The organism is Halorientalis brevis (assembly GCF_042678165.1).
Classification (GTDB): Archaea; Halobacteriota; Halobacteria; order Halobacteriales; family Haloarculaceae; genus Halorientalis; species Halorientalis brevis.
Map to the genome: position 1 here is coordinate 302,509 of NZ_JBHUDJ010000003.1, position 17,017 is coordinate 319,525.

The 17,017-nt window shown below is 66.0% G+C and carries 20 protein-coding genes; 8 read left to right on the forward strand and 12 right to left on the reverse strand.

Features of this window, described 5'->3' with window-relative positions; translation table 11 throughout:
• The first annotated feature begins 179 nt into the window (after window positions 1-179).
• Window positions 180-917, forward strand: coding sequence for a potassium channel family protein (locus ACFR9U_RS08635; protein WP_247375377.1), 738 nt, complete (start codon window positions 180-182; stop codon window positions 915-917).
• 6 nt (window positions 918-923) lie between these two features.
• Here the strand turns inward: ACFR9U_RS08635 and ACFR9U_RS08640 are convergent, their stop codons facing one another.
• Both ACFR9U_RS08640 and ACFR9U_RS08645 read right to left on the reverse strand, forming a co-directional pair.
• Window positions 924-1,685 carry a CPBP family intramembrane glutamic endopeptidase gene (locus tag ACFR9U_RS08640; RefSeq protein ID WP_247375358.1) on the reverse strand — a complete coding sequence of 254 codons (762 nt, stop codon included), beginning with the start codon at window positions 1,683-1,685 and terminating at the stop codon, window positions 924-926.
• On the reverse strand, window positions 1,685-1,987 hold the full coding sequence (locus tag ACFR9U_RS08645) for a DUF7565 family protein (RefSeq protein WP_247375355.1): 303 nt from the start codon (window positions 1,985-1,987) through the stop codon (window positions 1,685-1,687). The genes ACFR9U_RS08640 and ACFR9U_RS08645 overlap by 1 nt, the downstream gene beginning before the upstream one ends.
• 196 nt (window positions 1,988-2,183) lie before the next feature.
• Between ACFR9U_RS08645 and ACFR9U_RS08650 the strand changes: the two genes are divergently transcribed.
• Window positions 2,184-2,918 (forward strand): PHP domain-containing protein, encoded by a 735-nt coding sequence (locus ACFR9U_RS08650; protein WP_345893352.1) that lies wholly within the window; start codon window positions 2,184-2,186, stop codon window positions 2,916-2,918.
• Here ACFR9U_RS08650 and ACFR9U_RS08655 read toward each other — a convergent pair.
• Both ACFR9U_RS08655 and ACFR9U_RS08660 read right to left on the reverse strand, forming a co-directional pair.
• Window positions 2,915-3,406: a metal-dependent hydrolase gene (locus ACFR9U_RS08655; protein WP_247375350.1), complete on the reverse strand. Its 492-nt coding sequence runs from the start codon at window positions 3,404-3,406 to the stop codon at window positions 2,915-2,917. The genes ACFR9U_RS08650 and ACFR9U_RS08655 overlap by 4 nt on opposite strands.
• Before the next feature lie 96 nt (window positions 3,407-3,502).
• On the reverse strand, window positions 3,503-3,943 hold the full coding sequence (locus tag ACFR9U_RS08660; protein ID WP_247375347.1) for a hypothetical protein: 441 nt from the start codon (window positions 3,941-3,943) through the stop codon (window positions 3,503-3,505).
• A gap of 117 nt (window positions 3,944-4,060) precedes the next feature.
• Between ACFR9U_RS08660 and ACFR9U_RS08665 the strand changes: the two genes are divergently transcribed.
• The gene (locus ACFR9U_RS08665) at window positions 4,061-5,161 is read left to right on the forward strand and encodes a pyridoxal phosphate-dependent aminotransferase (protein WP_247375344.1); all 1,101 of its coding nucleotides are present in this window, start codon (window positions 4,061-4,063) and stop codon (window positions 5,159-5,161) included.
• Window positions 5,162-5,233: 72 nt separating this feature from the next.
• Here the strand turns inward: ACFR9U_RS08665 and ACFR9U_RS08670 are convergent, their stop codons facing one another.
• The gene (locus tag ACFR9U_RS08670) at window positions 5,234-6,613 is read right to left on the reverse strand and encodes an aryl-sulfate sulfotransferase (RefSeq protein WP_247375340.1); all 1,380 of its coding nucleotides are present in this window, start codon (window positions 6,611-6,613) and stop codon (window positions 5,234-5,236) included.
• A gap of 100 nt (window positions 6,614-6,713) precedes the next feature.
• Here ACFR9U_RS08670 and ACFR9U_RS08675 point away from each other — a divergent pair, with 100 nt between their 5' ends.
• The 3 genes from ACFR9U_RS08675 to ACFR9U_RS08680 all read left to right on the forward strand — a co-directional run bounded on the left by ACFR9U_RS08675 (window position 6,714) and on the right by ACFR9U_RS08680 (window position 10,565).
• A complete protein-coding gene (locus ACFR9U_RS08675) occupies window positions 6,714-9,212 on the forward strand; it encodes an ATP-dependent DNA helicase (protein WP_247375337.1) in 2,499 nt (832 codons plus the stop codon).
• 48 nt (window positions 9,213-9,260) lie between these two features.
• Window positions 9,261-9,416 (forward strand): DUF7563 family protein, encoded by a 156-nt coding sequence (locus ACFR9U_RS21370; protein ID WP_428222011.1) that lies wholly within the window; start codon window positions 9,261-9,263, stop codon window positions 9,414-9,416.
• Window positions 9,417-9,479: 63 nt separating this feature from the next.
• Window positions 9,480-10,565 carry an ArsA family ATPase gene (locus ACFR9U_RS08680; RefSeq protein ID WP_247375334.1) on the forward strand — a complete coding sequence of 362 codons (1,086 nt, stop codon included), beginning with the start codon at window positions 9,480-9,482 and terminating at the stop codon, window positions 10,563-10,565.
• A 3-nt stretch (window positions 10,566-10,568) separates the two neighbouring features.
• On the opposite strand, the gene ACFR9U_RS08685 is transcribed toward ACFR9U_RS08680, so the two are convergent.
• The 4 genes from ACFR9U_RS08685 to ACFR9U_RS08700 form a co-directional block, all read right to left on the reverse strand.
• Window positions 10,569-10,760, reverse strand: a complete 192-nt coding sequence (locus ACFR9U_RS08685; RefSeq protein WP_247375332.1) for a hypothetical protein — start codon at window positions 10,758-10,760, stop codon at window positions 10,569-10,571.
• Between the two features lie 86 nt (window positions 10,761-10,846).
• Window positions 10,847-11,293 carry a carboxymuconolactone decarboxylase family protein gene (locus ACFR9U_RS08690; RefSeq protein ID WP_247375329.1) on the reverse strand — a complete coding sequence of 149 codons (447 nt, stop codon included), beginning with the start codon at window positions 11,291-11,293 and terminating at the stop codon, window positions 10,847-10,849.
• A gap of 356 nt (window positions 11,294-11,649) precedes the next feature.
• A complete protein-coding gene (locus ACFR9U_RS08695; RefSeq protein ID WP_247375326.1) occupies window positions 11,650-12,975 on the reverse strand; it encodes a glycerate kinase type-2 family protein in 1,326 nt (441 codons plus the stop codon).
• Window positions 12,976-13,803 carry an SDR family oxidoreductase gene (locus ACFR9U_RS08700; RefSeq protein ID WP_247375323.1) on the reverse strand — a complete coding sequence of 276 codons (828 nt, stop codon included), beginning with the start codon at window positions 13,801-13,803 and terminating at the stop codon, window positions 12,976-12,978.
• A 282-nt stretch (window positions 13,804-14,085) separates the two neighbouring features.
• Between ACFR9U_RS08700 and ACFR9U_RS08705 the strand changes: the two genes are divergently transcribed.
• Together ACFR9U_RS08705 and ACFR9U_RS08710 are read left to right on the forward strand one after the other, a co-directional pair.
• Complete coding sequence (locus ACFR9U_RS08705; protein WP_247375320.1) at window positions 14,086-14,394, forward strand: DUF7344 domain-containing protein; 309 nt, start codon at window positions 14,086-14,088, stop codon at window positions 14,392-14,394.
• Between the two features lie 77 nt (window positions 14,395-14,471).
• On the forward strand, window positions 14,472-14,705 hold the full coding sequence (locus tag ACFR9U_RS08710) for a HalOD1 output domain-containing protein (protein WP_247375317.1): 234 nt from the start codon (window positions 14,472-14,474) through the stop codon (window positions 14,703-14,705).
• An 80-nt stretch (window positions 14,706-14,785) separates the two neighbouring features.
• Here the strand turns inward: ACFR9U_RS08710 and ACFR9U_RS08715 are convergent, their stop codons facing one another.
• From ACFR9U_RS08715 to ACFR9U_RS08725, 3 genes are all read right to left on the reverse strand, one after another.
• Window positions 14,786-15,022 carry a hypothetical protein gene (locus tag ACFR9U_RS08715; protein WP_247375313.1) on the reverse strand — a complete coding sequence of 79 codons (237 nt, stop codon included), beginning with the start codon at window positions 15,020-15,022 and terminating at the stop codon, window positions 14,786-14,788.
• A gap of 100 nt (window positions 15,023-15,122) precedes the next feature.
• Window positions 15,123-15,923: an endonuclease V gene (locus ACFR9U_RS08720; RefSeq protein ID WP_247375309.1), complete on the reverse strand. Its 801-nt coding sequence runs from the start codon at window positions 15,921-15,923 to the stop codon at window positions 15,123-15,125.
• Window positions 15,923-16,870, reverse strand: coding sequence for a rhomboid family intramembrane serine protease (locus ACFR9U_RS08725; RefSeq protein ID WP_247375304.1), 948 nt, complete (start codon window positions 16,868-16,870; stop codon window positions 15,923-15,925). Before ACFR9U_RS08725 ends, ACFR9U_RS08720 begins: the two co-directional genes overlap by 1 nt.
• Window positions 16,871-17,017: the final 147 nt, after the last annotated feature.

Consider the following 17,017-nt stretch of genomic DNA (forward strand, 5'->3'; position numbering starts at 1 on the left):
CCGTGCGGGGTGGCTAGATTCGGGCGTCACGTCGTCCTGACAGCCGAGGCCGCGTCTGCTACCCAATCCGCCACTCCTCAGACGGCGGGACCCAGTGGTGTGGTTCTGCTGCCCCCATTGCACCACTGTCACCGCATTCAGCATATTCTTTAATGACGTTCTCGCTGTAGTATCTGACCGTGTCTCCAACGGCCGGATCGGTTCGGAGTCGAATTCGTGCAGCCCTCCTGCCGGTCTCGCTGTTCGTGCTGATCGTACTGGGGGCTGTGACCGGGTTCACACTCCTGACCGGGATCGGCCTCGTGGATGCGGCCTTCTGGCTGCTCGACCCGACCAGCATCGAACTGTACTTCGAGAGCCACGGCGGTCCGGAAACGGCGACGAAAGCGTTCGCACTGGTCGTGTTCTCGGGTCTGATTCTCACGGGACTGTGGATCGGGGAAACGGTACTGAACGCGGTATTCGGCGGCCAGTTCGGGGAGGAACTACGACGCATGCAAACTCAGAAAGCGATCGACAGCCTGTCAGACCACACGATCATCTGCGGGCACGGGATGTTCGGACGCACGGTCGCACAACAACTGCAAAGCCGGGGTGACGACGTGGTGGTCATCGAAACAGACGAGTCGAAAATCGCCCGCATCGGGGACGAAATCCTGGCGGTGGAAGGCGACGCTCGACGAGAGGAGGCCCTTCGCAGAGCGGGAGTGACTCGTGCCCGGGCGGTGATCGCTGGCATCGACGATTCGAACGTCAACATCCAGATCGGGGTCGTCACGAGTCAGCTCGCTCCGGAGGCGCGGCTCGTGGTCCGCGTCGGTGACGAGATGTACGAGTCGGTGGCTCGCCGAGCCGGTGCTGATACGGTGATCATCCCAGAGGTCGTCAGCGGTTCCGACGTGGTCGCAGGTCTGTGAGCGCAGTCACAGTGACGGGACGAGTCCGGCGGTGAGCGTCTGGTCCGCCGAGACGAACAGATAGAACAGTCCGATCTGGACGGCGTTGTAGACGCCGTGGACGACGCTCGGGACGACGACGTTGTCCGTTTTGGCGTAGACGGCGCCGAAGACGAGCGACGCGACGGTGACCAAACCGAGCGAGACGGCCGTCGCGCGCAGGTCCGGGTTGTAGTACGACGGGAGGTGGACGACGCCGAAGATGACGCTGGCCAGGACGACCGCGCTCGGCGTGCTGAAACTCTCGGCGAGTCGCTTCTGGACGACGTTCCGGAAGACCAACTCTTCGACCGGCGCGTTCACGAACAGGACGAGCGGGATGAGGACGAGGAGAATCTGGGGGTTCATCCCCGGTTCGAAGAGGTTGTGGGGCGTACTGGGGGTGTCGAGCAGCGAGATGAGAACGCCGAGCGCGATGACTGCGGCGAAGACGCCGACGATCCCGACGACCACGTACAGGAGGTCGCGCACGTCGGGAATCTCGACGTCGAGGTATCCGAAGCCGCGGTCGCTCCAGGCGAGGTAGGCGACGCCGGCGAGCGCGTAGCCGACGTAGGAGGCGACGAACAGGGCGGCGAACCCGGCGGGCGACGCCGAGAGGTCCGAGCCGGGTTGGAGCACCAGGACGACGGGGACCGCCGTGAGAATCGAGAGAATACTGCCGGCGACGGCGACGCCGCTAGTGACGAGCGTGGCACCGAGTTTACTTCGACTGGCCGTCTCGGCCATCAGACCGAGCCGTTGTTCTCCAGTCGTTTGACGACTGCTTTGAGGTCGGCGGTCTCTTCGACTGCCTCCTTGATCTTCTCGCGACGGCGGACCTCGTCACTCGTGGCGTCGTACGCGCGGACGTACTCGGCGCGCGAGTGCTCGTCGAAGGCGTGTCGAATCGCGAAGTAGCCGTCCGGGAGCACGGCGCCACACACTTTGCACTCGATACGTTCGTGCTCCGTCGCCTGGTGGATGATGAGGTGCTCGACGCTGTCGTAGACGTTCGAGTCTCCCTCGATCGCACACTCCCATTGGGGCATTGTGCTGAACGTTACCCCCGACGAGTATAAACGTTCGGCAGTAACGGCGCCGAACTGGCCTCCCCGTCCGTGATCGGGCAGCGTGGCGTCGAGGGCTGCTGGTGAGTCACTGAATCAAAATCTCTATGTCTCGACCGTCGAAACCCTCGGCCGAATTATGTCCGGGGCCGGTGACGAGGCGACGTTTCGCGTCGACATGCACGTGAAGGTACTCAACGAGGCGGTGGTGCGCCGGGCGAAAGCACGCGGGATCGACGCGCTCGTGTACGCGCCACACTTCGAGCGGCTCCCGGACATTCGCGAGCGAGCGGCTCAGTTCTCGGACGACGACCTGCTCGTGATCCCGGCACGGGAACTGTTTACCGGCGACTGGAAGAGCCGCAAACACGTCCTGGCGCTGGGTCTCTCCGAGCCGGTGCCAGACTTCCTCACGCTCTCCGGGGCGATGGCGGAACTGGAGCGGCAGGACGCCGTCGTGTTGATCCCGCATCCCGAGTTCCTCTCGGTCAGTCTCGACATCGGCGACATCCGGCAGTACCGCAAACTCATCGACGGCGTGGAGGTGTACAACCCGAAACACTGGTGGATGCACAACGAGCGCGCCCGCGAGATCGCCAGCGAAACGGAGCTCCCGGCCTTCGGTTCCTCGTACGCGCACCTCCCGCGGACGGTGGGCGAGGCCTGGACGACATTCGAGGGGTCGTGTGCCGAGGAAGCAGACGTGCTCGACGTCCTTCGGTCGGGCGCCTCGCGGCGCGTCTTCCACCGGGACGGCGTCGGGCACGAACTGGGGTGTAAACTCGAATTCTCACACCTGTTCTGGGAGAACACCTGGAAGAAGTTCGACCGGCTCTACCTGCAGGGGACCGAGCCGACCCACCCGTCACACATCGCCTACGACAACCGGTTCGACGACGTTCGCGTGTACTAACCCAGCACGGTCGCCGCGCCCTCGACGACGGGTTGCGGGAGGTACAGTGGCGCGTAGTACACCACCACTGCTGCGATCACGAGTTCGAAGAGGGTGATCGCCAGCGTCGCGGCGTTGGCGTAGTTACTGCTCGTGGACACGCCGAACGGGACGCTGTACTCCTTTTCGTAGGGATACAACAGCGCCAGGCCGCGCTTGCTCCCGAGCAGGTCCAACACGTAGTGGGTGAGCACGCCGATCCAGACGAACCTGAGATTGCCGAAGACGATGGGGTAGGCGAGAAAGATGCCGAGGACGCCGAGATTGTGCAGCGTCTTGCGGTGACGGCCGAAGGCGGTGTCCACGTCCGGGAACAGCGCGCCGAGCGTCACCGGAATGGTGACCTCCGCGATGGTCTGGAACGTGGTGAAGTCACCGGCAGGTTCGAGCACGTACCCCAGCCCGATGCTCAGTAACACCGCGTTCAACACGTGACCGTCCTTGTTCATTCCACCGGAGACTCGACCGGGTGACGCATATGCCTTCCGTCAGAAACGTTCACGCGACGAGGTGGAATCGTCCGAGGTCCACGCCTCGATCGTCGGTCAAGGTGTCAGGTCTGCCACATCCACCCGGAGCCGGGTGTCACCGTCAGTGGCTTCGATCAGGAGTTTGGTCCCGTCGTGCCAGAGCTGTTTGACGTCGATGATGCGATCGGTCGACCAGCCCTGCACCCGCATGACGCCCTCCTCGTCGATCTCGACGAACGTTCGCGGCGTCTTCTCGGCCGCGATCGACCACTCTTCGCCGTTTATCTCGATGGATTCGGTGCGGTCTTTCTGATAGCTGAACACGCACTGGTACTGCGTCCGCGACTCGTCGGCCCGCTTGTGATCGACCCTGCTGTACTGTTCGAAATCGAACCCGAAGTGCCGACACCACTTCCGTAGATACTGCTCGTCGAATCGTTTTACGTCCGTTTTCGGATCTGGTGTCCACACGATGTGCTTGCTCGATGGTTTGCTTCCTATCGAGGGACGCTCCATTGCTCGGTACCAGGTACGTACCAGTAATAAATCACACTCTCAGTTTCTCCAACTAATCGCCCGACTCCTGTCGGTCGAGTGGGAAAGACACACGGTCCGGGCTGTCGGAGTGGTCGTATGGACTACGAGACGCCGCAGTTCTTTCGGGTGATGCAGTACGCGAACGCGGCGACGGGCGACGTCATCGACATGGTCAGCGGGAACCCCGACTGGCAGCCGCCCGCCTCGCTCCGCGATGGATTGCACGACTACGCCGACGCCGACCCGCCGGAGTTCCAGTATCCGGCCAGCGAAGGGTTAGCCCCGCTCCGAGAGGAGATCGCCGCCCGTCGCGGCGTGCCCGTCGACCAGGTCGTCGTCACGTGCGGCGCCGGGGAGGCGAACCACCTCGCGATGACTGAAGGCCTCGCCCAACACTCCGGGAACGAGGTGATCCTCGCCGATCCAGTGTACCCCTACTACGCCGGCCGAACGAATCTCCTCGGTGGCGAGGCACAGTACGTGCCTGTAGACGACGCCGGGCGACTCGACCCGGAGGCCGTTCGAGCGGTCGCCAGCGAGGACACCGCGCTCATCGTCGTCAACAGTCCGAACAACCCGACGGGCGCGGTCTATCCCGGCGACACGATCCGGGAACTCGTCGCGATCGCCGAGGAACACGACGCGCTACTGGTCAGCGACGAGGTGTACGACCACTTCGACTACACCGGCGAGTTCGAGAGCGCGCTCTCGGTCGAGTCCGAGCACCGCGTCGTCACCAACTCCTTCTCGAAGTCGATGGCGATCACCGGGTTCCGGGTCGGGTACGGCATCTATCCGGACCGCCTCGTCGACCGCGTTCGCACTCGACACATGCTGACGAATCTGACCGTCAGCCGCCCCGCTCAGCAGGCCGTCTACCGGGCGCTCCGCGAGACGCCGCCGGACTACTACGCCGAGAACCGCCGCCACCTCGAGGCGCGGATCGACGCGTTCACGACCGCACTGGACGCGGCCGGTGCGGAGTACTCCATGCCCGAGGGCGGGTTCTACGTCATGGCGCGCTTCGAGGGCTTCCCCGGGACGATGGCGAACGTCGAACGCCTCATTGACGAGGCCGGCGTCGCCGGGATGCCCGGCGAGGCCTTCGGCGAGCGCCGCGCGGACTGGTTCCGGTTCGCGCTCGTGACGCCCCGCGCCGAAGAAGCGGCCGAACGACTCGCCGACTACTTCGCGTAGCGATCACTCGGCGGTTGCCTCCTGGTCCCGTAGTTCGAGATCGAAAGTGTCCGGAGAACGCAGTGGGCGCTTTCAGCTCCTGACGCGAACGACGACGCCAGCACCGATCAGGAGCAGTGAGACGACGCTGATCCCGAGCTGGAGTTCACCGAACCAGATCGGCAGTCGGGGGAACAGCGCCTGGAGCCCGACGAGCGCCAGCGAGAGGACGGGGACGTCACCGCCGGCGTCGACGCTCCCGTTCTCGCCGTATGCGAGGTCGCCTTTGTTCTGTGATGCCGTCGAGTCGTTTGCGGACCCGTTCAGCGGGTCGTACGTCGTGACTTCGCCGCCGGGGAGCGGGTCGGCCTCGTACGGGATCAGCGGCGTCGAGTAGCTCCAGACGACCTCGCCCGTGGTGTTCACCTCGAACACGCGGCGGTTGAGCGAGTCGGTCACGAGCGTGTTGCCGTTGTCGAGGCGGTCGGCGTCGCGGGGCCACGACAGTCGCATTCCCTGTGCGCTGTCGAGTGCCCACACGGGTTCCCAGCGGCCCTGCTCGGTGCGGTGAAGTTCGACGACGCGGTCGTTGTCGCTGTCGGCGACCAGCACCGCATCCTCACCGAGCCACTGGGGATTGTGCTGGTGGTTGAGGACGTCTGGGTTCCCACACCTGACGTCGCCGTCGCCGTCGAAGTCCGAGAGCTGTCTATGTTTCGTGCAGCTGTCGTCGTTGTCGTCCGAGCGGTCCTGGTTGATGACGTCGACGACGCCTTCGCCCCGTTCGACGATCACGAGCTGGTTCGCGTTCCGAACCGACACGAGGTATCGCCCCTCGCCGATGGCGTCGACGTCGTTGATGTGGAGCCAGTCTCGCTTCGTCGGGTCTGCGGGGGCGTCGTAGAAGCCGGTCTCCGCGGGGCGCCACTCCCAGGCGACCGAGCCGTTCGCGACGATCGCGATGCGCTCGTGTTCCATGTCGGCGACGAGGAAACGGCCGTTCCCGAGCGGTTCGACGTCGTGAACCTCGCTGTGGGTCGCCGTCCGGACGGGAAACGACCACTCGTTGACCACGGACGGCTCGGGGCCCGACGGGTCGATGATCCGGAAGCCGGTCTTCGTACACGGCGGCTCGTACGGCTCACAGCCCTTCTCGTAGCCGTTGTGCAGGAACCCGGCGACGACGCTCCCGTTGGGGAGCCGCGTCACGTCGAAGTAACTGTCGCGGTCGTTGATCTTCCACTGGACGTCGTGCCCGTCGAGTCGGTACACGCTGCCTTTCTTCTGCCAGTTCTGTCCGCCGCCCTGCGAGCCGACCAGGACTCCCGCTGTCCCATCGGCGCTCGAGCCGTTGGCGGCGGGGGCTGCTCGCTGCACGTCGCGGGAGGGGGCAGTGGCGGCACTGACGAACAAGGTCGCCGACACCAACACGATACCAGCGACGACGAGTGCGGTGCTCCGGGCGGTGTCCATCTCTCTGCGAGATGTTCCTGCTCGATTGCAAATCTCTTCCGGTTCGGGACGAATCCGGAGGTTCAAACCCGAGGAGGTCACCAGTACGAGTAGACACCGCATGAGTGATCGAGTGGGCTCCGACGAACAGGCCGAGACGGCCGACAGCGGTGCGACCGGCGAGGACGGCGAGCCGGCCTGGCGGCAGTACTTCGGTTTCGCGGAGCCCTACGAGAACCAACCCGACGCCATCGAGGCAGCACTCGACGCCGGGCGTCGGCAGGGCTACCTGGCGATGGAGGGACCCTGCGGGACTGGCAAGACGATGGCGGCGCTCACCGCCGCGACGACGCTCGCCCGGGACGGCGACTACGAGAACGTGGTCGTCGTCACGCCGGTCAAACAGCAACTCCAGCAGTTCGTCGACGACCTCCGGACGATCAACGGCGGCCTCGACGATCCGCTGTCGGGGATTGCCCTCGTGGGCAAGCGCGATCTCTGTCCGTACGAACGCGAGGACGTGTTCCCGCGGGACGCGAGCGTTCACGACCGCTGTGAGGACCTCCGCGATGCGACGGCAAGCCTCGTCGAAGCCGACGGGGCCGGGGCCGAGACCCACATGACGCCCGCTGCGACTGCAGCCGTCGGGGGCGACGACGAGGACGAGCAGTGGTGGGACCCCAAACGCGCGAGCGATCTCGCGAAGGCGGCCCGCCGCGATCCAGAACAGTTCAACACGGTCACCGACGACCACCTTGCGACCGCCGGCGCGGAATCGCCGTACCGACGCGAGCAGCCGAGCGCTCCCGACGAACTCCACGACGGCAACAACCCGCCGCTGTACTGCCCGTTCGAGGCCGACTGGTACGCCCGGAACAAGGGTTCGCCGGTCGACTTCACGGCCGGCGAGGACAACGTGCTCACCGTCGAGGAGTTCCTTCCCGAGGCGGTCGAGCGCGGGACCTGCCCGCACCGTGCGATGGGCGTCCTGCTCGGCGAGGCTGACGTCGTCGTCGGCAACTACAACCACCTGTTCGACCCCAAATCTCGACCGCTGCTCTCGGACGTGCTCGGCGAGGACACGTTCGTCATCGTCGACGAGGCTCACCGCCTCGAAGACCGGGTCCGGGACCTCCTCTCCGATCGCGTGGGGCAGCACACGCTCGTCCGCGCTCGCAACGACTGCAACTACCTGCTCCAGCAGACCAGACAGAGCCGGGAACACGAACAGGAAATCTCGAACCTCCTGGCGACCCACGAGGTGCCGCTGGACGCCGTCGAACGAGCCGCGGAGTTCTACGACGACCTCGACCGGTGGCTCACCGACCGCGTCGAGTCGTACCTGACCGAGGAGTTCGGACGGGGCTGGGAGGCCGACCTCAGGTCGCTCCCGGAAGAGGACCTGGAGATTCCGCTTCGGAACCCCGAGCGCGAGGAACGGGACGACCTGACCGAGTGGGCCGAACGGGAAGGCTACACCGGCGAGTTCTGGCGGTCGCTGTCGGCCGTCGGCGCCGCCGTCGAGACTGTCCTCTCGGAGATCGGCGAAGACCGCCAGACTGTGGCCGCCGCCGTCGGCGCGATCATGGGCAACTGGTGGGAGCGCGACCACGTCACCTACTTCCGGGAGATCGAACTCGACCACGCGCCAGCCGAGGAGAGCGCGACCAGCAACCCCTGGCAGGAGATGTACACCGCGGGACTGCTGCTGTACGACTGCATGCCCGCCGAGGCCCTGCGAACGATCTTCGACGAACTCGGCGGCGGCGTCCTGATGAGCGCCACGCTCGAACCGATCGACGTGTTCACGCGCGTGTCCGGCCTGGACGCCCTCGCAGCGACGGGGACTGGTGGACTGGTCGCCGACGAGGACGACCCCGGTCGGCCCGTCACGACGCGGAGCTACGGCCTCTCGTTCCCCGCGGAGAACCGAGCGAGCTGGCTGGTCGACGCGACGGCCTACACGGCGCGCAATCGGGGCGACCCGGTCCGCGACCACGGCAACTCCGTCCGCGACGAGTACGAGCAGGTCCTCCGGACGGTGGCACGCAGCCCCGGCAACGTGATGATAACCATGCCGAACTACCGGGAGGCGGCATGGGCCGGCAGCTACCTCCGCGACGTGGTGGACAAGCCGGTGCTCGTCGACGAGAGTTCCAGTAACGAGGCGACCGAGGAGTTGAAACGCGACTTCGTCGCCGGTGGCGGGAAGGTCCTCGTCACGAGCACCCGCGGGACGCTCACGGAGGGCGTCGACTACGACGGCGACAAACTCCACACCTGCGCCGTCGTTGGCATCCCGTTGGTCAACATCGGGTCGCCGCGCGTCCGGGCGGTCCGGGAGGCGTACGGCCGGGCCTTCGGTGAGGACGTCGCGTTCGAGTACGCGCTGACGGTGCCGGCGGTGCGGCGCGCTCGCCAGGCGATCGGCCGGGTCATCCGCGGCACGGACGAGGTCGGCGTCCGGTTGCTGGTCGGCAACCGGTTCACGCCGGACGCCGTCCACTCGGTTCACGAGTACCTCTCGCCGGCTGAACGGCGCGAGTTCAAGCGCATGACGCCGGAGTTCCTGTCGTCGCAGTTCGACGCGTTCTGGCGCGACCGGGACCCACCAGTCTGAGGAACAATTCAGAAAGCATATGTCCGGTGATTCCAGCGTTTCAACTGGATGCCAGAGTGCCAGAACTGCGGATCCTTTGTGACTGAGGCGTATGTGCGGGTATTCACACCCGAGATACACGACGGTCCGCGTGTATGTCCCAACTGTGAGGACAAGATACGGGACGGGAACGACGTCCGTGAGGCGCGTTCCTCGCGGTCCTAATTGCGGATTCTCCTTTCTGCTCGAGACCGACGAGTACACAAGCCTGCCGCCGAACCACCAGACATGGATATCGAGGTCGAGGCCGTCGAGGACATCGAGGACGAGGCCGTCCCCGAAGGTGTCGACGCGGCCGACTACGTGCTCTACGGTGGGAAAGGCGGCGTCGGCAAGACGACCATGGCAGCAGCGACCGCGCTCGCCAGCGCTCGCGACGGCACGTCGACGCTGGTCGTCTCCACTGACCCCGCCCACTCGCTCTCCGACACGTTGGAAACGGACATCCCCGCCGAACCCGCGCGCATCGACGAGGAGATCCCGCTCTACGCCGCAGAGATCGACCCGGACGCCGCCGTCGGCGACGGGCCGTTCGACGCCGAAGGCGGCATGGGCGGACTCGGCGGCCTGGGCCAACTCCTCGGTGGCGGCCAGGGACCGATGGCGGGCGAAGAGGGACCGCTCGGCGGCGAGGAGGCCGATCCCCTGTCGGGACCGATGCCGGGGATGGACGAGGCCGCTGCGATGCGCATGTTGCTGCAGTACATGGACGACGAGCGCTTCGAGCGCGTCGTCATCGACACCGCACCGACCGGGCACACGCTCCGACTGCTCGAACTCCCGGAACTGATGGACTCGATGCTCGGGCGCATCCTGACGCTGCGCCAGCGCCTCAGCGGGATGTTCGAGAACCTGGGCGGCATGTTCGGCGGTGACGACGAGATGGACCAGGCCGCCGAACCCGACCTGGAAGACCTGGACGTGCTCCGCGAGCGCATCGAGCGGCTGCGGGCAGTCCTCCGTGACCCCGCCAAGACCGACTTCCGGATCGTGATGGTGCCCGAGGAACTGAGCGTCTGGGAGTCCCAGCGGTTGCTGAGTCGGTTAGAGGGGTTCGGCATTCCCGTCGGGACCGTCGTGGTCAACCGCGTCATGCAGGACCTCGCCGACGTGGCCGACGTGGACGCCGACTGGTTCGTCATGCCCGACCTCGACCACTGCGAGTTCTGTCAGCGTCGCTGGCAGGTTCAGCAGAACGCGCTCGGGGAAGCACAGGACCTCTTCCGCGGCCACGACGTCAAGCGCGTGCCGCTGTTCGCCGACGAGGTCCGTGGCGAAAAACTCCTGCGCGTCGTCGCAGCCTGTCTGGAGTAGCCGTCAGTTCGTCTCGGGGCTGCCGACCAGTCGCGAGGCACCGACGCCCAGTCCGATGATCAGCACTCCCATGAATCCTTGCAGCACGAGGCCGAGCGGCCGGCCTGCGAGCAGGTTCTGGACGCCGAGTCCGATGAACAGTGCACCGACGAACACGTGGAGCGCCAGGAGGCCGGTCGAGAGATCGAAGTCCATGCGTCTGGTCGTGGCTCGCACTGTAAAACTGTCCGTGGCAGGCGCGTGACAGTCACAGGGTCCCTGAACTCGGCTCGCCGTCCGCGTCAGACTGGACAGCGTTCCCGTACGCGTTCTATGGCCTGCCCGACGCTCGCTGCTGCGTTCCGGAGGCAACGGCGACCGTCTCGTGCGCGCCGTCGTGCGGCGAACCTGGCCGCGTCGTAGGTGTTCCCGACGAGATTGCCGAAGTAAATCGCGCGGACGAAGGCCTGGACGTCGCTGGCTTTCGCGGGCCCGTACGCCTCGCGCAGTTCCCCGACGGCCTCCGGGCTGGGGTCCTCGTCGGCCTCGGCGTACGCCTGCGCGAACAGCAGTGCGGGTCGCTCTCCGTCCTCCACCGCCGCGTCGATGTCGCTTTCGAGGAGTCGGTCGATCGTCGCCTGGTCCATCCCGGTCTCGCGCGCTAACTCCGAGTGATACCGGGTGCAGTACTGACACTCGTTGACTGCCGTGACTGCCAGCATGATCTTCTCCGCGAACTGATCGCTCACTCTGTCGGCCCGCTTCGCCCGTACTAGTCGTGGGATGTTTTGTACGAACTGAGCAGTCCCGAGAAGGAACGAGCGAGGGGTGTATCGCTTCTTTCGGAACCCGCTTTCGGACGCTCCCGTGTCCTCTGTCATGTGGTGCGTCTTTTGCACCCGCATTACATTGCGGTTACGATGCCTTTCGACGCCCGGGCCGCCCCTCTCTCGGGTCGACCCCGACCGTCCGGTAATCCGGCGTCACGACGAACCCATCGCTAGATATTGTGGAAAATCAGCAATAGTGTGGCGTGGTTCACTGGTTCCGTCCGTTGAATCGCCGCCGCGGGCGATGACGCCACCGGACCGCTCAGGGGCCGTCGCTAGTCGCCACGAACGACTAGCACCCGCAGATCGTTGACGTTCGTCCCCGTCTGTCCCGTCCGAACGAGTGCGTCGCGCTCGGCGAGATAACTCCCAGCGTCGTTGTCGGCCAGCGCCGCCGTCGCCCGCGACGTGTCAGTAGCCGTGTCACCGTCGACCAGGCCGCCGGCAGCGCCGCTTTTCCCGTCTTCACCGTCGGTGTCGACGCTTGCCAGCACCGCCTCGTCGGGAAGCGTCCGGGCTGCGCTCAGTGCGAACTCGCAGTTCGGGCCGCCGCGCCCGTCACCGCTGACCGTCACCGTCGTTTCGCCGCCAGAGAGCACGACTGCGGGCGGGTCGACGGGGTTCCCCGTCTCGACGATTTCGATCGCGACGGCGGCGTGGGTCCGTGCGACTTCGCGAGCTTCACCTTCGACCCGCGAGGAGAGTACCAGCGGCTCGTAGCCAGCCGCGCTGGCGGTTTCCCGAGCCGCTTCGAGGGCGGTCCAGCCGCTGGCGAGGACGTGCGTGCTGGCCCGGTCGAAAAGCGGGTCGTCGGCCGTGGGAGTGTCTCGTCGGGCGCCGTCGGCCCCGGCTTCGAGGTGGTTCCGAACCGAATCTGGTGCGTCGACGCCGTGCTCTTCCAGGACCGTCAGCGCGTCCGCGAAGGTCGTCGGGTCCGGTGCCGTCGGGCCGCTGGCGATGACCGCCGGGTCGTCGCCGACCACGTCGGAAAAGAGGAGCGTGACGACGCGAGCGGGAGCGGCCGCCCGAGCGAGTTGCCCGCCTTTCAGCGCCGAGCAGTGCTTGCGGACGGCGTTGATCGCGTCGATCGGTGCCCCGCTTTGGAGCAGTCGATCGGTGACGCCTCGGAGGTCGGCCAGCGTGAGCCCGTCCGCGGGGCTGGGCAGGAGCGCGCTACCGCCGCCCGTGAAGACGGCGAGCAAGAGGGTGTCTTCGTCGGCCTGATCGGCCGTCTCGTGGACTGCGTTGGCTCCCTCGACGCCCTGCTCGTCCGGTACGGGGTGACTCGCCTCGACGACGTCGACCGCGTCGGTCGAGACCGGGTCGTTCGTCACGACGACGCCCCCCGTGAGCCGGTCACCGAGGGCGGTTTCCAGCGCCGCAGCGACGTGTGCCGCGGCTTTCCCACCGCCGACGAGCACGACGTCGCCGTATTCGTCGAGTGGGTACGCCGACTCACCGATCCGTAGCCGTCCGTCGGCGACGGTGACCCGCTCGCGGACGACTTGCTCGGGATGGGCGGCTGCGATGCCCGTCTCGACGCAGTCGAGTGCGACCTCGTGAGCGGCCGTGCGAGCGAGCGCGTCGCGGTCGCGAATCATTTACACGAGTTTGTTCATCAGGCGGAACACCCCGTCGCGGATGCGGTCCGGGGCGTACCGAGCCAGCAGGGTGAGCTTCGCGACCCGACCGACCGGATACCGCGGGTCGGGGTCGGGCGAGCAGGCCGCTTCGAGAACGACGTTCGCGACCTTCTCGGGGTCGATCGCGAGTGCCGACGCCCCGCCGAAGGTCTCCTGTTCCTCGTAGAACTCGTAGAGGGAGTCGTACGCACCCGTGCGTTCCGGGCCGTCGTCGAGTTCGTCGCTGGCGCGGTCGTCGAAGTTCGTCGAGACCGGGCCAGGTTCGACCAGTACCACGTCGACGTCGTGCGTGTCGACCTCGGCGCGCAGCGCGTCGCTCATCCCCTCCAGGGCGAACTTCGAGCCGCAGTAGGCGCCCATACCCGGCGTCGCGACGCGGCCGGCGACGCTCGACAGGTTGACGATCGTCCCCTCGCCCTGCTCGCGCATGTGCGGGAGTGCGGCGCGAGCCAGCCGATGTGGCCCGTAGACGTTCACGTCGAACTGTGCGTGGAGGTCCTCGACGGGCACCTCCTCCAGCGGGCCGAACTGGCCGTAGCCCGCGTTGTTGACGAGACAGTCGATGCGACTCTCTTCCTCGACGACGCGGTCGACGGCGGCTTCGACGTCGTCGGCGTCGGTGACGTCGAGTTCCTGGGTCTCACAGCCCGCGTCAGCCAGGGCTTCGATGTCCTCGGTGTCGCGAGCCGTCGCGTACACCGTCCAGTCCTCGTCGAGAAACGCTTCCGCCGTCGCGCGTCCGATCCCCGATGACGACCCCGTAATCAACACCGTCTTGTCTCTCATAACAAATCAGTCGGTCGCCGGAACGTAAGTTCCGACGGTTTGACTCGATACCGGGACCGACACCGACTCCGCTGTCGTGGCGGTCACAACGGTCGTGCGCTTGGACGGGCGGTCTCATCGGTGGAACACTGCCTCGGTCCCGCCGAGGACGTCCGGGCCGCGACGAATCGAAGCGCGACTGCGAAAATCGCAACGAGTCGGTTACTGGACACGCAACACTAATTGTTTCACGTGGGAAATCGTTGATTGTAGGTGGCACACCGCCAGCGCCTAGTCACAACCATGCCAGACGAGTATTTCAGGATCTTGGCGGATTCGCAGCGGCGACGCGTACTGCTGGAACTTCTCGAGCAGAACGCACAAAACGAGCAGTTACAGCTCCCGGTCGACGACGAGAACGCGCCGGTCGCCATCGATCGCCAGCAGATCGAACTCTACCACACGCACCTGCCGAAGTTAGAGGACGAGGGTCTGATCCGCTGGGACAGGGACGATCACGAGGTCACGACGGGCCCACAGTACGAGGAGATCCGACCGCTGGTCGAACTGCTGGACGACAACGCCGACGAGCTGCCGTTCGGATGGCCCTGAGCGGATCGGAACCGAGCGGCTGCATCCGTTGTGAGATTTAAGTAGCTCCGTGGTGGACTACTCTGTGACACACAACAATGGTGAGAGACGTGGACTCGGGGGAGGCACTCAGTTCGAGGGTCGTTCGCTCGGTTGCGGCGCGCGAAGGGATCGGTCCGGCGTCCCTCTCTCCCCGACTCTTCGACGTCATCGACCCGGACGCGCTCGACTCGCTGTTCACGACGACTGACGGCCACGTCACGTTTCCTTACTGTGGGTACACCGTAACTGTGTACGCCGACGGGCAGGTCACCGTCGACGAGACCGCCTGACTTCCGACCTGGCCCATCACGGCGGACGGTTTCCACGAAGTTCGGTGTGCCCTGCCCCGTGTAGCACGGGCGGCGAACTCTCAGGCGATGTCCGTGATGAGTTCCGTGAACTGTCCGCCCGGTGACTCGATCGCTTTGATCTCCTGATCGACGGATTCGCCGTCGACGCCGGCGACGTTCGAGAGCGGGATGACCGTCTCCTGATCGCCGCTCTCGGGAGTCGCCCAGACGATCTCCCCGATGATCTTGACCTCCTCGCAGTCGATCTGGGTTCTGTCGTCGCCGAGCGGATCTTTGAGGAACACTGTTGCGCTCATCGCGCCTTGCCTTTCCACGCGACGAGGTATAACCGATTGGCTCCAGCAGACTGGTCGCCGCTCGAATCCCAACGTGGCCTGACACTCTGCCGAGTCCTGCTTACGTCACAGTCGCTTTCGCCTCGTCGGCGTATTTGTCGGCCAGCCGCGTCGGCTCCGGGAGCTTGTAGCCTGCTGAACAGGCCAGCACAAGGTCGGCCGCCGTCTCGGCGCTCACGCGATGGCCGGCGCTCACGATGAGGGGGTTGACGTGCCGGTTCGGCGAGTCGTACTGGCGCGTCTGGACGGCGTAGCCGATGACAGTCCCGTCCGGTGCCGTCACCTTTTGATTCGATTCGATCGGAACGCGGTCGCCTTCGACCAGGCCGTCCGTGGGTGCGCGCGGCGTCCCACAGAGCAGGTTCTTCGCCACGCCGACGCTCGGGAGGTCGAGCGTGACGCCGACGTGCGTCGCGAGGCCGGCCTCGCGGAAGTGGATGCGCCCGCTCCCGTCGAAGAAGGCGAGGTCCGGCTCGACGGTGAGTTCGCGAAAACCCGCGAGGATCGCGCCGCCCTCCCGAAAGGAGAGCAGCCCGGGAATGTAAGGGATCTCCGTCGGTGCCACGGCGTGGACGCGTTCGACGACCTCGCCGCCTCGCATCGCGACGAGGGCGCTGACGGCGCGATCGTCGTCGAGAAACGCCTGGTCGACGCCGACGACGGTGGGCGGCTCGTCGCTCCCGGTCGACTCGGTCTCGTCGAGTCGCTGCTGGCCGGCGTCGCGGGTGTGACACACAGACTCCGGATCGACGGGGAGATCGTCTGTAAAGACCGCCTGCTCGGCGATGTCGCGCTGGAGCGCCTCCATCTCCTCGCGGGAGAGCGAGGCGTCGGGGACGAACTCGGGGTGGACGGGCTCCATCAGAAGGGACCGCGACCGCCCGGTCCACCGGGGCCGCCGGGACCGCCGGGGCCGCGACCGGCGCCGAGTTGGATCTGCGACGGCCGGCGGAGCTTGTCTTTGACGCGCTGGCCGTACACCAGGCCGATGACGAGCCCCGAGAGGTGGGCTGCGTGAGCCACGTTGCCGCCCATGATCGAGGTGGGCGTGAGGAAGCCGAACAGGTCGAGCGCCGCGAACCCGAAGGTGAGCACCCACAGCGGCACCGGCAGGAGGAACCAGAGGTACACCTTGAGGTTCGGGGCCAGGATGGTAAGCACGCCGAGGATGCCCATGATGGCACCGCTGGCGCCGAGGACGCCCGCCCCGCCGGTTCCGAGCGCCATCCCTGTCGCCACCTGTGCGACGCCGGCGGCGGCACCGGTGACGAGGAACAGCGCCGCGAACTTCTTCGAGCCGATCTGGCGCTCCAGCACGGGGCCGAAGAAGTACAGCACGATGCTGTTCCCGGCGATGTGGAACAGGCCGGTCGGCGAGTGCGAGAACACTGAGGTAAACCACGGATAGACGTACAGGATGTTCTCCTGACTGAGAACGAACAGCGACCCGAACAGGCCCGGCGCCTGCAGGACGTAGAGGACGACCATCTCCAGCAGGAAGAAGATCCACATCACGCCGAGGAAGACGTAGCTCATGTTCCCCCGGAAGTAGCCGAAGAAACTCCCTGGGCCGGTGTCGATGCCGAGTTTCCGGGCGACACGTTCGCTCGTCGACCCGCTCGTCCGACCGCCGCTGTTCACCGAATCGTCGAAGCCGCTGTCGAAGACAGCTTTGGGGTCGTTCCAGTTATCGAGGCCCGGACAGCTGTGATTCTCCGGGAGCCGGTGGTCCCCACAGAACGTCCCACCGCAGTGTCGACACTGGTACGGCATGTTTTCCGTTTTGCCGCACTCGTCACACTTCGCCATTAGAAGGCGGTAAGGGACCGGCCCAGAAATGTCTTCCCCACCACCTTTTTACTCGTCGGGTGCGCTTCGCGCACCGCTCCTCGCAAAAACGTGGGCGAAAAAGGCCGAGCGCGGCCGGCGGCCGCGCTCGGTGTCTACACGAGTGAC

What these genes read in the sequence shown, in the direction of transcription:
- ACFR9U_RS08645 (WP_247375355.1), bottom strand. Translation starts at nt 1,987, where the DNA reads ATGCCCCAATGGGAGTGTGCGATCGAGGGAGACTCGAACGTCTACGAC.
- ACFR9U_RS08670 (WP_247375340.1), bottom strand. Translation starts at nt 6,613, where the DNA reads ATGGACACCGCCCGGAGCACCGCACTCGTCGTCGCTGGTATCGTGTTG.
- ACFR9U_RS08660 (WP_247375347.1), bottom strand. Translation starts at nt 3,943, where the DNA reads ATGGAGCGTCCCTCGATAGGAAGCAAACCATCGAGCAAGCACATCGTG.
- ACFR9U_RS08715 (WP_247375313.1), bottom strand. Translation starts at nt 15,022, where the DNA reads ATGAGCGCAACAGTGTTCCTCAAAGATCCGCTCGGCGACGACAGAACC.
- ACFR9U_RS21370 (WP_428222011.1), top strand. Translation starts at nt 9,261, where the DNA reads ATGCCAGAGTGCCAGAACTGCGGATCCTTTGTGACTGAGGCGTATGTG.
- ACFR9U_RS08680 (WP_247375334.1), top strand. Translation starts at nt 9,480, where the DNA reads ATGGATATCGAGGTCGAGGCCGTCGAGGACATCGAGGACGAGGCCGTC.
- ACFR9U_RS08650 (WP_345893352.1), top strand. Translation starts at nt 2,184, where the DNA reads ATGCACGTGAAGGTACTCAACGAGGCGGTGGTGCGCCGGGCGAAAGCA.
- ACFR9U_RS08695 (WP_247375326.1), bottom strand. Translation starts at nt 12,975, where the DNA reads ATGATTCGCGACCGCGACGCGCTCGCTCGCACGGCCGCTCACGAGGTC.
- ACFR9U_RS08710 (WP_247375317.1), top strand. Translation starts at nt 14,472, where the DNA reads ATGGTGAGAGACGTGGACTCGGGGGAGGCACTCAGTTCGAGGGTCGTT.
- ACFR9U_RS08725 (WP_247375304.1), bottom strand. Translation starts at nt 16,870, where the DNA reads ATGGCGAAGTGTGACGAGTGCGGCAAAACGGAAAACATGCCGTACCAG.
- ACFR9U_RS08720 (WP_247375309.1), bottom strand. Translation starts at nt 15,923, where the DNA reads ATGGAGCCCGTCCACCCCGAGTTCGTCCCCGACGCCTCGCTCTCCCGC.
- ACFR9U_RS08705 (WP_247375320.1), top strand. Translation starts at nt 14,086, where the DNA reads ATGCCAGACGAGTATTTCAGGATCTTGGCGGATTCGCAGCGGCGACGC.
- ACFR9U_RS08665 (WP_247375344.1), top strand. Translation starts at nt 4,061, where the DNA reads ATGGACTACGAGACGCCGCAGTTCTTTCGGGTGATGCAGTACGCGAAC.
- ACFR9U_RS08700 (WP_247375323.1), bottom strand. Translation starts at nt 13,803, where the DNA reads ATGAGAGACAAGACGGTGTTGATTACGGGGTCGTCATCGGGGATCGGA.
- ACFR9U_RS08685 (WP_247375332.1), bottom strand. Translation starts at nt 10,760, where the DNA reads ATGGACTTCGATCTCTCGACCGGCCTCCTGGCGCTCCACGTGTTCGTC.
- ACFR9U_RS08655 (WP_247375350.1), bottom strand. Translation starts at nt 3,406, where the DNA reads ATGAACAAGGACGGTCACGTGTTGAACGCGGTGTTACTGAGCATCGGG.
- ACFR9U_RS08640 (WP_247375358.1), bottom strand. Translation starts at nt 1,685, where the DNA reads ATGGCCGAGACGGCCAGTCGAAGTAAACTCGGTGCCACGCTCGTCACT.
- ACFR9U_RS08675 (WP_247375337.1), top strand. Translation starts at nt 6,714, where the DNA reads ATGAGTGATCGAGTGGGCTCCGACGAACAGGCCGAGACGGCCGACAGC.